The sequence below is a fragment of the Neptuniibacter sp. QD29_5 genome (assembly GCF_047778125.1).
Taxonomy (GTDB): domain Bacteria; phylum Pseudomonadota; class Gammaproteobacteria; order Pseudomonadales; family Balneatricaceae; genus Neptuniibacter.
The window spans coordinates 419,891-434,606 of the sequence record NZ_CP180556.1 but is presented as its reverse complement, the minus strand read 5'-3'; the positions used below and the strand labels follow the sequence as shown (position 1 = coordinate 434,606).

The following is a 14,716-nucleotide window of genomic DNA, read 5'->3' as shown; positions in this document are numbered from 1 at the left end:
GCCCGCCCCGTTGTTGCTCAATAGCGGGGAACCCCCTGACATTAAATATCAGAGTAAAGTACAACCTGATTTCGCCCTTGGGCTTTTGCTATATACAACGCTTCATCTGCCGCACTAAGCATAGGATTAACCTTTTCAAACCGCCCTTGCTCCCAACTAGAAACGCCGATACTAACGGTAATTTCAATCTTTTGGCCTTCGGCATCAATATTGAGCAAATCGACATTATGACGGATACGCTCAGCCACTGTACGCGCTGCCTTTTGATCTGTCTCAGGCATTAATATGGCAAATTCTTCTCCACCTAAACGCGCCACGATATCGGTCTGACGCGCAGTATCAGCACAGGTTTGATAAAACACTTGTAGAACCTTATCCCCTGCCGCATGCCCAAAGTTATCATTCACCCGTTTAAAGTAATCGATATCTAACATCAACAACGAGAGCGGTCTTCGATAACGCTGAACACGCTCTAATTCATGCTCTGCTAATTTATTAAATTTTCTACGGTTGACCGCGCCAGTCAGAGAATCAGTGGAAGCTAACCTTCTATATCGCTCATGCTCTATTGTTTTGTGCTTTAGGTCCATTGACTGTTTCTGCTGATGAACTTTATTGCGAATATCGGCTTGTAATAGGCTTCTACGACAACCTTCATAGGCAGATACTGTTCGGCCTAACTCATCATCTGCGAACCGATCTGAGAAGATAAAACCTTGATCACCTTGAGAAAGCCTAACCATAGCGCGATTTAGCATCTGTACCGGCTTGATAATACTGAGGTTCAACATCCAACAAGCTAATAAAGTTAACGCAATCACGATCAATAAAACGGCAGATGTCAGTAACAGCTCAAACTGAGCATCTGCCGCATTCTCATCTGCTCGATCAGTGATATCCATTACCAACTTATTGGCTAACGCTTTGAGCAGATCGATTTTTTCGGACAATGCATAAAACCATAAAGCCTCTGTCAGCTGTATATGTTCAGTGTTTTTAGTCTGCAAGACTAAATAAAGCTGTTGTTCTAAATGCTCAACTTGTTGAAAACTATCACTCGCTGCCATCCTTTGATAAGCCTGCTGCTGACTCACACTAGCAACCTGATTGAAGTACTCGATCAACCCCTGTTGTCGACCCATTAACCCAATAAGATTATGTAAAGCAGTATGATCTAAACGTTCATTTGCGAGTACTAAAGCCCCTAAAGCCCGTTCCTGCCCAGACACTTCTTTAAGGTTCATAACAGAAGTAAAACTTGAAATATGTGATTCCAATTCCGCATCCACTTCCATAAATGTAAAGGCTGTCGGTATCTTCAATAGATAATCAATTAGGGAACTATAGTAATGTTGCATCTCAATAATAGAGAGCTCTTGTTGATCTACTTTTAATCTTTGCTGCTCAATCACTTCTAGCCAGTTCGAAGCTGCAACTAAAAAAGTATTCATCTGCTCAGGAAGTTCATAACCTGATAACTGTTGTGAACGGGATATAAAATCACGAATTGCCTGATCAGTTGCTAGGCGACTAGTCTCTATCTCTTGGGTAAACGATTGATAGCCAGAAGCTATATGACCCGTTGTTAACCCTCTTTCCGCCTGTAGGCTGTGACTTAGTGTGTTAATTTCATGGGCTATTAAACTAACTTGGGATAACTGCTCCATAGATTGATAGCGGTTAATGCTATTACTAAGCAGAACTACACTTAGAAGAACCATACCAATAGCAGGAATCAAGGCAGTCAATAAAATTCGCCAGCCCAAAGGAAGACGTGAACTAATATAGCGTCTGATCTTAGAGTTCCATGATTTACGCTTTTTTCTATTATCCGTTTCCCCTTTATCACTCAAACATTGGTGATAAGACATATCATCTACAGCAATATGATTCAGTAACCAATCGACTAGAAACAGATAGACATCCCGTGCAACTTCAACTGAATCAGCATGCAACAACTGTTCTTTGAGCTCTGGGATTTTATCGATAAAGGATTGATGACCTTGAATGTGCTCATCTAGATCAGGATAACCACAGCGAGCAATCAGCGCTTCTTCTCGTTGAAAATGCAAAGAGACATATTCTTCCAACTTCGTGAAAACTTGGCCTATGATCTCTTTTTCATGATTCTCTTCAATGGCGTTAGCGAGGTCAGAAATAATTGCCAACAACCGCTTATGGTCATTATCAATTTCTTCCACACCTACACTTAAACCCTGATTCCACTCGAAACCAGCCATACCGCAAATCGCTCTATAAATAAGATAAGTCAGTCACAGCCCCAAGACATCCTCTGCCTTATCTATTTACCTTAATGCGCAAGCACAGGCCGTTATTCGAGTAATGATAATAAATACACGCCAGAAAACCATTACGCCTTGGCATTAATACCACCAGATAAATTGTGGTTTAAGATGAAAAATTGTCCTGTGAATAAACTTCAGCTCATCATTATTAATCAAACTGTCAGATTGTGAGCAAATCTCCATACCCCCTGTATTTATTGACCTACAGCCATCCACTCTCAACCTATTAACGTAGTTATCCACATAAAACTTGGATAAAAGACAGTTCGAGCTTTTCACTGACATAAAAAAACCGCCGATAAGCGGCGGTTTTTAATTCCTAGAAAGGAACGTTGATGTTATGCGTTTGCAGCGATGATATCGCGTAATACCATCGGCAAAATACCTTTGTGGCGAATCTGATCCAGCTCAGAAGACGTATCAACACGAGAGGTCAGCTCTAACTGCTGTGATGAGCCGTCTGCTCGGTTAATAGTCAGGCCGACTGTACCGCGTGGTTCCAGAGTATCGATACCACTCAGGTCGAAGGTTTCTGTGCCATCCAGGTTTAGTGATGCACGTGTCACACCTTCAGGAAGTTGCAGCGGTAATACACCCATACCCACCAAATTGGATTTGTGAATACGCTCAAAGCTTTCAGCGATAATCGCTTTAACACCTAGCAGTGCGGGACCTTTTGCAGCCCAGTCTCGTGATGAGCCTGTGCCATAAAGCTTGCCACCAAATACAACTGTAGATGTACCTTCATTACGGTAGCACTCAGCCGCATCATAGATAGACATTTGTGCTGGAGCTGCATTAGACGAGTAATAGTTCGTTACTGCGCCAGTAGTACCTGGAAGCAACAAGTTTCGTGCTTTTACGTTACCAAAAATACTACGCAACATGACATGGTGGTTACCACGACGCGCACCCAAAGATGTCATATCTTCGTCTGCAACGCCTTGTGAGCTTAGGTATTCACCTGGAGGTGAATCTGGACGAATTCTGCTTACTGGGGAAATATGATCGGTGGTTGTGTTGTCATCACACATCACCAACATACGTGCACCCGAAATATTGTTTAGTGCATCTTCAGGAGTTTCCAGAGAAAAACCATCAAAGAAAGATATCTCTTGGATATACGTAGAGTCTGCAGCCCAGTCATACACAGGACCGGTTGGAGATTCTAGGTTCTGCCATGTAGCAGGGCCATCCAAAGAGTTTTCGTAGGTTTCGCGGAACGCTTTCGGGTCCATGCATTCAAGCATGGTCTGGCTGATTTCAGCGTTGCTCGGCCAGATATCCTTAAGGTAAACATCGTTACCATTGGCATCCTGACTAATTGGCTGTGTCGTAACATCAATATTCACATTGCCAGCCATCGCCATAGCAACCACCAGCGGAGGAGACATTAGGAAGTTGGTATCAACATCTGGGTGCACACGACCTTCAAAGTTACGGTTACCCGATAAAACGGATGCAGCAATAATATCGTGGTTCTGCAGCGCTTCTTCGATGCTTGGTGCTAGAGGACCGGAGTTACCCACACAGGTAGTACAGCCGTAACCCGCAGTATTAAAACCCAATGCATCCAAGTGTTGTTGTAGTCCAGCTTTGGTTAGGAAGTCGGTAGCAACCGGTGACCCCGGAGCCAAAGACGTTTTAACACCATCAGGTACTTTCATACCGAGTTCATTGGCTTTCTTAGCGAGCAGACCCGCTGCAATCAATAAACCCGGGTTAGAGGTGTTGGTGCAGGCTGTAATCGCAGCAATCACAATATCGCCGTCTTTTAACTCACGCTCAGGCAGCGGCGCAAAAATACCCGCTTCGTCTGCTTTCATCGGCGTTACTTTAACAACTTCAGGATTACGGTCCCCTTCAGCAGCGGCTTTTTGGAACACCTTACCAATCTCAGCTAGCGGCAATCTATCTTGAGGTCGTTTTGGACCCGCAACAGACGGCTCAACGGTAGATAGATCAAGTTTCAGAAGGTCGGTATAACGGGGCAATGCCTGACCTGATTTCCAAGCCATATTCTGAGCTGTGTAGTATGCAAGTGGTAGATCACCATCCCTACCTGTTGCTCTCATATACTCAGCAGATACTTCATCAAACGGGAAGAAGCCCATGGTTGCGCCATATTCTGGTGACATGTTTGCAATCGTTGCACGATCTGGCAAAGAAAGGTTGGCACAACCATCACCTACGTATTCAACAAACTTACCCACCACACCCGCTGGGTATTTACGCAGCATCTCGGTGATGGTTAGTACTAGGTCTGTTGCAGTAACACCTTCACGCAGTGCGCCTGTTAGCTCAACGCCGACTACTTCAGGTGCCAACATCTGCATAGGTTGCCCCAGCATAGAAGCACCCGCTTCAATACCACCAACACCCCAGCCAACAATACCTAGCGCGTTCGCCATTGGCGTATGACTATCCATACCAATAAGGGTATCTGGTGCCATTAGCCCATTAATATCGAGATAACCCTGAGCTAGATACTCTAGATTAACCTGATGCACAATACCGGTTTGTGGTGGAATAATTCGGATCGTGTCGAATGCTTGCGCACCCCATTTCAAGAAGGCATAACGCTCTTTGTTGCGCTCTGCTTCTAGTTCACCATTGATTTTTAGTGAAGCCGGGCTGCCCGTATTGTCCATTGTTACCGTATGGTCGATAACAAGATCTGCTCGTACAAGAGGCTCAATGATTGCCGGATCTAAGCCCATACGCTGAACCGCTGAGCGCATCGCAGCAAAATCAACAATCGCTGGCGTACCACTCAAATCGTGCATGATGACCCGACCCGCGGTGAAAGGAATTTCGATCGGCTTTGTACCTTGGTGCTCTGTCCAACTTCCAAGCGCCTGAACCTGCTCAGCGGTTACGCCATTGTGGCCAACATTTCGAGCAATGCCTTCCAAGATAGGACGCAGTGAAAATGGTAATGCATCAAGGTCGATACCGAACTGTTCTGCGGTATCTGGAAGACTATGGTAGCTGTGCTCTGTACCTGAGAGTGTTCTCACAGAGCTAGATGGATCGAAATGGGTCGGGCTTGTCATTTTTTATACCTCACGCAGATAGGACGCGGCTGAAAACCATAACCTTTATTTTTACGAGTTATCGTTCACTAGAACTGCTCGATTTCCTTGTTGGTTACATTTTCAGACGTCACACGAACCGCTATTGCAGAACATCCTAGATTTATCGGCCGTCGTACCGATATTTTCTGCAACACAAATTATTACTTTATTAAGATTGTCGACAATATTAGACAATAACCGACTCAAAGCAAGTAATTCGGGCATCAAATTGCATAAATTACATACAATCTAAGACTATTTGCTAGTAAAAACGGTTTTTTTTTGAACAGTTCAGAAGAAATCTGAATCTAGCTCACAGTATAAAGGTAGAGCTCGGAACTGGATTATGGGATCAATAAAGAAGCTATTTCTAAAATATAGATCGATAATGCGCTGAGAGTGTTAGAAGCGCTTAACACTATCAACAGCCTTAATTTAGAAACTAAAAATTAGCTTAGATAAACAACGTCTTTAGTTAATTTGGATACAACAGCGGGTAAAAACTTCCCTGAAGAAATCCTCCCCTGAGGCAAAAGCGGATAGTTAACCCAACTTATGGTTACCTAAATTAGATAATGAAGACAGTAATCAAACTACGTATATAGAAGCGGAACAGATTAATTCCGTTTGAGCACCCATAGATGACTGTACTAACGAAACCACGGACTGACGGGCTTTGCACCAAAAACGGGCACATCAAATAAAGCCTAATCAAACAGCTCCCTATAAAATGATTATTATTTCCAATTAAGAAACAATTAGACCTAATTTAAATGATTACTATTTTCAATAAAGGCAAAATCTGCCATTTTTTATAATAAAAATAGATACCTACAACCAATGTATACCCTCTTTAAAAGCCTTGATTTAAGTACTATTTTTTAAATTTATAGCGACTATTAGCCTCATTTAAATAGTTTTGATTGAGCTGTTTGCCTGTTTTTTTTTATAATCTGCGCACAAATCATAACTAGATTTAAGTGAGACGTTGGACGCCATGAGCTACTATTCTGACTACCTAGAAGAAATTGAGGTTCGTAAAAAGGACCTGGGTCTAAACCCAAAACCAATCGATAGCGCTGAATTGCTATCTGAAATCATTGCCCAGATCAAAGACACTGGTAATGCAGAGCGCGAAGCTTCTCTAAACTTCTTCATCTATAACACGCTACCTGGTACTACGCCAGCGGCTGGTGTTAAAGCGGCTTTCCTAAAAGACATCGCTCTAGGTAAAGAAACTGTTGCTGAGATCTCTCCAGAGTTCGCTCTTGAGCAACTGTCTCACATGAAAGGTGGTCCTTCTGTAGAAGCACTACTAGACATCGCACTTTCTGACGACGCACAAGCTGCTGCAGCTGGCGAAGTTCTTAAGTCTCAAGTATTCCTATACGACGCTGACACAGCTCGTCTAGCGGACGCTTTCAAAGCGGGCAACGCAATCGCTAAAGATATCCTAGAAAGCTACTCTAAAGCAGAGTTCTTCACTAAGCTTGACGATATCCCTGAGACAATCAAAGTTATCACTTACATTGCTGCAGAAGGCGATATCTCTACTGACCTTCTTTCTCCTGGTAACCAGTCTCACTCACGTGCAGACCGTGAATTGCACGGTAAGTGCATGATCACTCCAGAAGCTCAGCAAGAAATCGCTGACATGGTTAAGCAAAACCCAGATGCTAAAGTGATGCTAATCGCTGAAAAAGGCACCATGGGTGTTGGTTCTTCTCGTATGTCTGGTGTTAACAACGTTGCACTATGGGCTGGTGAGAAAACTTCTCCATACATTCCGTTCATCAACAACCGTCCAGTAGTTGCAGGTACTAACGGTATCGCACCTATCTTCCTAACTACGGTTGGTGTAACCGGTGGTATCGGTCTTGACCTTAAGAACTGGGTTAAGAAAACTGATGCAAACGGCGAAGTTGTTCGTGACGCAAACGGCGATCCAGTACTAGAAGAAGCATACTCTGTTGCTACTGGTACAGTGCTAACAATCGACACTAAAGCTAAGAAGCTTTACAACGGTAACGAAGAGCTAGCAGACGTATCCGACTCTTTCACTCCACAGAAAGTGGAATTCATGAAAGCAGGTGGTTCTTACGCGGTAACTTTCGGTAAGAAACTACAAACGTTCGCTGCTGAAACTCTTGGCGTTGAAGCTCCTGCTGTTTACGCTCAATCTAAAGAGATCTCTCACGAAGGCCAAGGCCTAACTGCTGTTGAAAAAATCTTCAACCGCAATGCTGTAGGCGTGACTTCTAAGACTCCTCTACACACTGGTTCTGACGTTCGCGTTAAAGTGAACATCGTAGGTTCTCAGGACACTACTGGTCCTATGACTTGTCAGGAACTTGAAGCAATGGCTGCTTCTACTATCTCTACAAGCGTTGACGGTGCTTTCCAATCTGGCTGTCACACTGCATCTGTATGGGATAACAAAGCTAAGGCTAACACGCCTAAGCTAATGGCATTCATGAACGCATTCGGCGTAATCACTGCACGTGACCCGAAAGGCGTTTACCACTCAATGACTGACGTAATCCACAAAGTATTGAACGACATCACTGTTGATGATCGTGCAATCATCATTGGTGGTGACTCTCATACACGTATGTCTAAGGGTGTAGCATTCGGTGCTGACTCCGGTACTGTTGCGATCGCATTGGCAACTGGTGAATCAGCAATGCCAATCCCTGAGTCTGTAAAAGTTACCTTCAAAGGTGCTATGAAGCCTCACATGGACTTCCGTGACATCGTACACGCTACTCAGCAGCAGATGCTTAAGAAGTTCGCTGGCGAAAACGTTTTCCAAGGTCGCGTAATCGAAGTACAGATCGGTACTCTACTTGCTGACCAAGCGTTCACGTTCACTGACTGGACTGCAGAAATGAAAGCGAAAGCTTCTATCTGTATCTCTACTGACGAAACGCTAATTCAGTCTCTAGAGCTAGCTAAGTCTCGTATCCAGATCATGATCGACAAAGGTATGGAAAACGAAGCGGGCATGCTACAAGGTCTTATCGACCTAGCTGACAAGCGTATTGCAGGCATCAAGTCTGGTGAAGAACCAGCACTTGCTCCTGATGACAATGCTAAGTACTTCGCTGAGCTAGTTGTAGATCTGGATCAGATCGACGAGCCAATGATTGCTGACCCAGACGTTAACAACGAAGACGTTTCTAAGCGTTACACTCACGATGTTATCCGTCCAACTTCTTTCTACGAAGGCCGTGAAGTTAACCTAGGCTTCGTTGGTTCTTGTATGGTTCACAAAGGCGACATGCAGATCATCGCTGCAATGCTACGCAACCTAGAGAAGAACGGTCCTATCACGTTCAACGCACCTCTAGTTGTTGCTCCGCCAACTTACAACATCGTTGACGAGCTAAAAGCTGAAGGCGATTGGGATATTCTATCTAAATACGCTGGCTTCACTTTCGATGATGAGCATCCGAAAGAAGAAGCGCGTACTAAGTACGAGAACATTCTGTACCTAGAACGCCCAGGCTGTAACCTATGTATGGGTAACCAAGAGAAAGCAGAAGCTGGTGACACTGTACTAGCAACCTCTACTCGTCTATTCCAAGGCCGTGTTGTAGAAGACTCTGCTGAGAAGAAAGGTGAATCTCTACTAGGCTCTACTCCAATGGTTGTTCTTTCTACTATCTTGGGTCGTTTCCCAACGTTGGAAGAGTACAAAGAAGCCGTTGAAGGTATCCACCTAACGTCTTTCGCTCCACCAAGCGAAGACTTGAGCGTAGCACCTAAGGCTATCCCAGCTGCACGTATCTAATCACTAGATAACGTAAGTAATAAAAAGCCCCGAATTATCGGGGCTTTTTTGTTTTTACTAGAAACTGAAGCTAGTGGCTAGAAAACTGTGTCAGGCAACAGCTAGCACTATCACCCTACTCTTTTCTATATCGACCTGTAAGCCACTTATATTTATTTAGAAAGGAATATCGTCGTCAAAGTCAGCAGGCTGAGGTGCGGGCGCTGCATTGGAGTTAAAGTACTCTTGCTCAGAAGCTTCCGGGGATGACGCTGACTGAATCTTCCAGCCAACAAGGTTGTTGTAATAACGACCGTTATACTCTCGACCACGAATATCAAAGCTTACTGTAACTTCCTGTCCAATCTGCAACGATTCAAGCAGACTAACCTTATCTTGCACAAACTCTAAGTTGATCTCTTGAGGGTATTTACCGTCATCAACTGTCACGACCATTTCTCGCTTCGTGAAGCCACTATTGAAAGTTTGCGGATCTTGGATCAGTTTAATTTTGCCCGTTAGCTCGTAACTCATGAATGCTTTCCAAAAATATCTGAAATTTCAAAATTAACCCCATTAAATCAAAAATGAAAAAAGAAGTCTTCGTTAGAGCATAAAGCCGCACAAGCATTCACCTTATTAGCAAAGTATCTATACAATCCTCATTCTAATTAAGGCTCCTAAAATCTAGCGACTAACTACTAGCTTCTATAAGCGATAGCGCTCTAGCCACTCAAAACTTACGACCGCTTAGGCAACACCCAGTCCGGTCGTGGAAAGTGGCAGGTATATCCACCAGGATAGCGCTCAAGATAATCCTGATGCTCCGATTCTGCCACCCAAAAATCGCTAGCAGCTTCGACTTCAGTTACCACCTTACCTGGCCACAACCCGCTGGCTTCAACATCAGCGATTGTATCTAGCGCAGTTTGTTTTTGAGCATCATCTAGAAAGTAGATCGCAGAGCGGTAGGATGTACCACGGTCATTACCCTGCCTATTAGGTGTTGTAGGGTCATGAATCTGGAAGAAAAACTCCAATAAGGTTCGGTAAGAAATCAATTCTGAATTAAATAAGATCTCAATCCCCTCAGCATGAGTACCATGATTACGGTAAGTAGCATTAAGCACATCACCACCGGTATAGCCTACACGAGTCGCTATAACGCCCGGTAATTTACGAATTAGATCCTGCATACCCCAGAAGCATCCACCAGCAAGAACTGCGCGTTGTTCACTCATTCAGATATCCTCCAATTTAAAAAGCTAGCAATAGACCTGTATATCTTTGTTATAGCACTTGCTAGAAAGTTCCCACAGCTCAAGCGCTTTGGTCAACAAATGACCTGAAACTTGTACACCGGTTTGACGCTTAAGGTTTATCACACACATAAAAAAAACCGCCGATAAATCGGCGGTTTTTTTCAATCTATAGCGACTAGTAGTGAAGTACTTTCGCCACTATCTACTTAAAGAAACTTAGCTTACTGCATCATCAGCAAGCAGGTCTTTCATAGACAGTTTGATACGGCCGCGCTGGTCTACGTCCAGTACTTTAACCTTAACCATCTGATCCATCTGGATGTAGTCAGTTACTTTCTCAACACGCTTGTTATCGATCTGAGAAATGTGAACTAGACCATCTTTACCCGGTAGGATGTTAACGAACGCACCAAAGTCTTCGATACGTACAACCTTACCTTCGTAAACCTGACCAATCTCTGCTTCAGCAGTGATTTCGATGATCTTATCAGTAGCCGCTTTAGCAGCTGCTTTGTCTGCTGCATATACACGAACTGTACCATCGTCTTCGATGTCGATAGATGCGCCAGTCTCTTCAGTAAGTGCACGAATAGTTGCACCACCTTTACCGATAACGTCACGAATTTTCTCTGGGTTGATCTTCAATTGAGTCAACGCAGGAGCGTTATCTGGAAGCTCTGGACGAGCGTAACCGATAACTTTAGCCATCTCTTTCAAGATGTGAACACGTGCTTCGTATGCTTGCTCAAGCGCAATGTCCATGATCTCTTCAGTGATACCAGTGATCTTGATATCCATCTGAAGTGCAGTGATACCTGTTTCAGTACCCGCTACTTTAAAGTCCATGTCACCTAGGTGATCTTCGTCACCCAAGATGTCAGTTAGGACAGCAAAGCCGTTCTCTTCTTTAACAAGACCCATTGCGATACCCGCAACTGGTGCTTTAAGTGGTACACCTGCATCCATCATAGATAGAGACGCGCCACATACAGAAGCCATGGAGCTAGAACCATTAGATTCAGTGATCTCAGATACGATACGGATTGTGTATGGGAACTCTTCTTGAGTTGGAAGAACTGCAGCAACACCACGACGCGCTAGACGACCGTGACCAATTTCACGACGACCAGCACCCATCATACGACCACATTCACCTACAGAGTATGGAGGGAAGTTGTAGTGCAACATGAATGGATCTTTACGTTCACCTTCGATCGCATCGATGATCTGCTGATCACGTGCAGTACCTAGTGTACAAGTCGCGATAGACTGCGTTTCACCACGAGTGAATAGCGCAGAACCGTGAGTACCCTGTAGTACGTCGATCTGAACATCGATACCACGAACAGTCTTGTTATCACGGCCATCGATACGAGGCTCACCTGCAACAATACGGCCACGAACGATCTCTTTCTCTAGGGAGCTCACGATGCCAGATACATCACCAGCAGAAGGCTGACCTTCTTCTTCGCCCGCTAGATTTTCAACCGCTTGAGCGCGAAGCTCAGCCAGTGCGTTTTGACGCTGCATTTTATCAGCAACTTGGTAAGCAGCTGTGATGCCTTCGCCTACTTCAGCACGTACTTTAGCGATTAGATCTTGATCTTTTTCAGGCGCAGTCCAAACCCAAGCTTCTTTACCTGCTTCAGCTTTGAGTTCGTTAACAGCGTTAACAACTGCTTGCATCTCTTGGTGAGCGAATAGAACCGCACCAAGCATTTCGTCTTCTGAAAGCTCTTGCGCTTCAGATTCAACCATTAGTACAGCATCAGATGTACCAGCAACAACCATGTCCAGCTCAGATGTTTCAAGCTGCTCATAAGATGGGTTTAAGATGTAACCATCTTCTTCAGTGAAGCCAACACGTGCTGCACCGATTGGGCCTTGGAATGGGATTCCAGAGATCGCTAGTGCTGCAGACGTACCGATCATCGCTGCGATATCTGGATCGTTTACTTTATCAGCAGACATTACAGTACAAACAACCTGAACTTCGTTCATGTAACCTTTCGGGAACAGTGGACGAATTGGACGGTCGATAAGACGAGAAGTAAGCGTCTCTTTTTCAGATGGACGTGCTTCACGCTTAAAGAAACCACCAGGGATACGGCCTACAGCGTAGTATTTCTCTTGGTAGTGAACAGAAAGAGGGAAGAAACCCTGACCTTCTTTTGCTTCTTTAGCGCCAACAACTGTACAAAGTACTTCGTTACCACCCATTTTAACCAGGACAGAACCTGTCGCCTGACGCGCAACGCGGCCAGTTTCGATAGTTACTTCCTGACCACCAAACTGGAATGTTTTAGTAGCTACTTGGAACACAATAATTTTCCTTTAAATAATTTGGCGGGGCAGTATGCTGATAACTTTCATGCCTTCTGTCTTGCCAGTACTCAAATAAGCTCTCGATAGTTCTGAAAGCGCATTTGAGTACGGGCGGGATGAAATAGTTACCTTTTCTTACCCCAGATAAAACCGGGGCCATACATTGTATGGCCCCAGAGAATTCACACTAACTTAGCGACGCAGACCTAGACGCTTGATCAGCTCAAGGTAACGATCAGCATCTTTACCTTTTAGGTAGTCCAGCAGCTTACGACGCTGGTTAACCATGCGGATCAGACCACGGCGAGAGTGGTGGTCGTGTTTGTTCGCTTTGAAGTGACCTTGTAGACCTTCGATGTTAGCAGATAGTAGAGCTACCTGAACTTCTGGGGAACCAGTGTCGCCTTCAGCGCGAGCGAAATCTGCAACGATTGCCGCTTTTTTCTCAGCAGTTAATGCCATTTTCATACTCCTAAAAAATATGCACACGATCTTAAGATCGCCGGATTAAAAAGAAACGATGCACCGAGCATATTTTCAGTACAACGCCACATCGGCCCTCTTACGAGAACCAAATAAAATCTTTATTGATCAGCCTCAGTGCAAATAAGGCGTTTAGGTTTTAGCTGTTGCTCGACTACTTCGGCAACGCCCAAGAAACGCTCTGCATCGCTATCAAGTGATGTACCAAACAAACGAACCAAGCTACCTTCTGCATAATCAGCATTAGGGACTGATTGGCCATGCATAATCAAACTGGTTTGCTGATCATCTAATCGAACTGCCGGTAGATCATCTACAGCAGCCCAGGCTGGCAATAATAGCTTATCCAGCTCGATTTGTATGCCTTTTTGCTCTTCTTCAGCACTGTTTTCGGGCACTAAATCGCGCAGCTCATCCAAACTCATCATTCGGTCAGCCGTGAATGCACCCACATCCAGTCTATGGAGCATTTTGACATGCGCACCACAACCCAGGATATGGCCGAGATCTTCGACAATTGAACGGATATAAGTCCCTTTCGAACAAAAGACTTCTAGATCAATTTCATCATCTCGCAAAGCCGTTAATTTGATCTCATGGATCGTTACTTTACGCGGCTTTACTTCGACCTGAATACCCTTTCGAGCCAACTTATAAAGCGGCTGCCCTTGGTGTTTCAACGCTGAAAACATCGAAGGAACTTGTTCTATTTCACCGCTAAACTCTGACTGCAAAATAGTATCTATCTTGTCTTCAGTCAGATCTGTTGGAACAGGTTTTTCTTCGACGACAGCGCCATCAGCATCACTAGAATCTGTACGAATACCAAGCTTAGCTGTTGTGATATAGCGTTTATCAGAATCGAGCAGGTGCTGAGAGAACTTAGTCGCTTCACCTAAACAAATCGGTAGCATACCAGTGGCAAGTGGATCCAAGGCACCTGTATGACCGGCTTTGGCCGCATCATAAATGCGTCGAACTTGCTGTAGAGCGGAATTAGAAGAGATACCGGACGGTTTATTCAACAAGAATACACCGTCGACCGCCCGGCCTCGGGATTTTCTACGACGGCCCACGATTATTCCTCGTCAGCGTCTTTAGAAGCGCTCTGATTTTCCTGACGGATAGCCGCCTCAATCAGATGATGTAGATGTCTACCACGCTCGATCGTTTCATCGAAATGGAAACGCAGTTGCGGCATAACACGTAGCTGAACGTTACGACACAGTTCTCCACGAAGGAAACCTGCAGCATTGTTCAGTACTTTTAGTGAATCAATAATTGCTTCTGCTTCATCTTTACCATTAAGTGGTAAAACAGTGATGTAGACATCAGCAAAACCTAGATCCTTACTGACTTTGACATGGCTAACTGTAACCATACCTAAGCGTGGATCTTTTATTTCAAACTGGATCAGCTGCGCCAGCTCACGTTGGAGCTGGTCAGCAATCCTAGATGTACGACTATAATCGCGTGCCATAAAGGTTATTT

Annotated in this window: 9 protein-coding genes; 1 reads left to right on the top strand and 8 read right to left on the bottom strand. The window is 44.5% G+C overall.

From position 1 onward, the window contains the following. Positions 1-41: 41 nt before the first annotated feature. Positions 42-2,240 carry a bacteriohemerythrin gene (locus tag ACMXYR_RS01860; RefSeq protein ID WP_415902681.1) on the bottom strand — a complete coding sequence of 733 codons (2,199 nt, stop codon included), beginning with the start codon at positions 2,238-2,240 and terminating at the stop codon, positions 42-44. A gap of 404 nt (positions 2,241-2,644) precedes the next feature. Next, complete coding sequence (gene acnA, locus ACMXYR_RS01855; protein WP_415902680.1) at positions 2,645-5,362, bottom strand: aconitate hydratase AcnA; 2,718 nt, start codon at positions 5,360-5,362, stop codon at positions 2,645-2,647. A 1,018-nt stretch (positions 5,363-6,380) separates the two neighbouring features. Here acnA and ACMXYR_RS01850 point away from each other — a divergent pair. Next, the gene (locus ACMXYR_RS01850; RefSeq protein ID WP_415902679.1) at positions 6,381-9,176 is read left to right on the top strand and encodes a bifunctional aconitate hydratase 2/2-methylisocitrate dehydratase; all 2,796 of its coding nucleotides are present in this window, start codon (positions 6,381-6,383) and stop codon (positions 9,174-9,176) included. Between the two features lie 156 nt (positions 9,177-9,332). Here the strand turns inward: ACMXYR_RS01850 and ACMXYR_RS01845 are convergent, their stop codons facing one another. The 6 genes from ACMXYR_RS01845 to rbfA all read right to left on the bottom strand — a co-directional run bounded on the left by ACMXYR_RS01845 (position 9,333) and on the right by rbfA (position 14,705). Then, positions 9,333-9,689 (bottom strand): DUF3127 domain-containing protein, encoded by a 357-nt coding sequence (locus ACMXYR_RS01845; RefSeq protein WP_415890114.1) that lies wholly within the window; start codon positions 9,687-9,689, stop codon positions 9,333-9,335. Positions 9,690-9,895: 206 nt separating this feature from the next. Further along, positions 9,896-10,396, bottom strand: a complete 501-nt coding sequence (msrA, locus tag ACMXYR_RS01840; RefSeq protein ID WP_415902678.1) for a peptide-methionine (S)-S-oxide reductase MsrA — start codon at positions 10,394-10,396, stop codon at positions 9,896-9,898. A 237-nt stretch (positions 10,397-10,633) separates the two neighbouring features. Further along, positions 10,634-12,739 carry a polyribonucleotide nucleotidyltransferase gene (gene pnp, locus ACMXYR_RS01835; protein ID WP_415883314.1) on the bottom strand — a complete coding sequence of 702 codons (2,106 nt, stop codon included), beginning with the start codon at positions 12,737-12,739 and terminating at the stop codon, positions 10,634-10,636. 195 nt (positions 12,740-12,934) lie between these two features. Further along, complete coding sequence (rpsO, locus tag ACMXYR_RS01830; RefSeq protein ID WP_415883313.1) at positions 12,935-13,204, bottom strand: 30S ribosomal protein S15; 270 nt, start codon at positions 13,202-13,204, stop codon at positions 12,935-12,937. A gap of 122 nt (positions 13,205-13,326) precedes the next feature. Continuing rightward, on the bottom strand, positions 13,327-14,301 hold the full coding sequence (gene truB, locus ACMXYR_RS01825; RefSeq protein WP_415883312.1) for a tRNA pseudouridine(55) synthase TruB: 975 nt from the start codon (positions 14,299-14,301) through the stop codon (positions 13,327-13,329). A gap of 2 nt (positions 14,302-14,303) precedes the next feature. Next, positions 14,304-14,705: a 30S ribosome-binding factor RbfA gene (gene rbfA, locus ACMXYR_RS01820; protein ID WP_415883311.1), complete on the bottom strand. Its 402-nt coding sequence runs from the start codon at positions 14,703-14,705 to the stop codon at positions 14,304-14,306. Positions 14,706-14,716: the final 11 nt, after the last annotated feature.

Excerpts from the sequence above, each read along its gene's own strand:
- ACMXYR_RS01860 (WP_415902681.1), bottom strand. The coding sequence starts at position 2,240 with ATGGCTGGTTTCGAGTGGAATCAGGGTTTAAGTGTAGGTGTGGAAGAA.
- acnA (WP_415902680.1), bottom strand. The coding sequence starts at position 5,362 with ATGACAAGCCCGACCCATTTCGATCCATCTAGCTCTGTGAGAACACTC.
- ACMXYR_RS01850 (WP_415902679.1), top strand. The coding sequence starts at position 6,381 with ATGAGCTACTATTCTGACTACCTAGAAGAAATTGAGGTTCGTAAAAAG.
- ACMXYR_RS01845 (WP_415890114.1), bottom strand. The coding sequence starts at position 9,689 with ATGAGTTACGAGCTAACGGGCAAAATTAAACTGATCCAAGATCCGCAA.
- msrA (WP_415902678.1), bottom strand. The coding sequence starts at position 10,396 with ATGAGTGAACAACGCGCAGTTCTTGCTGGTGGATGCTTCTGGGGTATG.
- rpsO (WP_415883313.1), bottom strand. The coding sequence starts at position 13,204 with ATGGCATTAACTGCTGAGAAAAAAGCGGCAATCGTTGCAGATTTCGCT.
- rbfA (WP_415883311.1), bottom strand. The coding sequence starts at position 14,705 with ATGGCACGCGATTATAGTCGTACATCTAGGATTGCTGACCAGCTCCAA.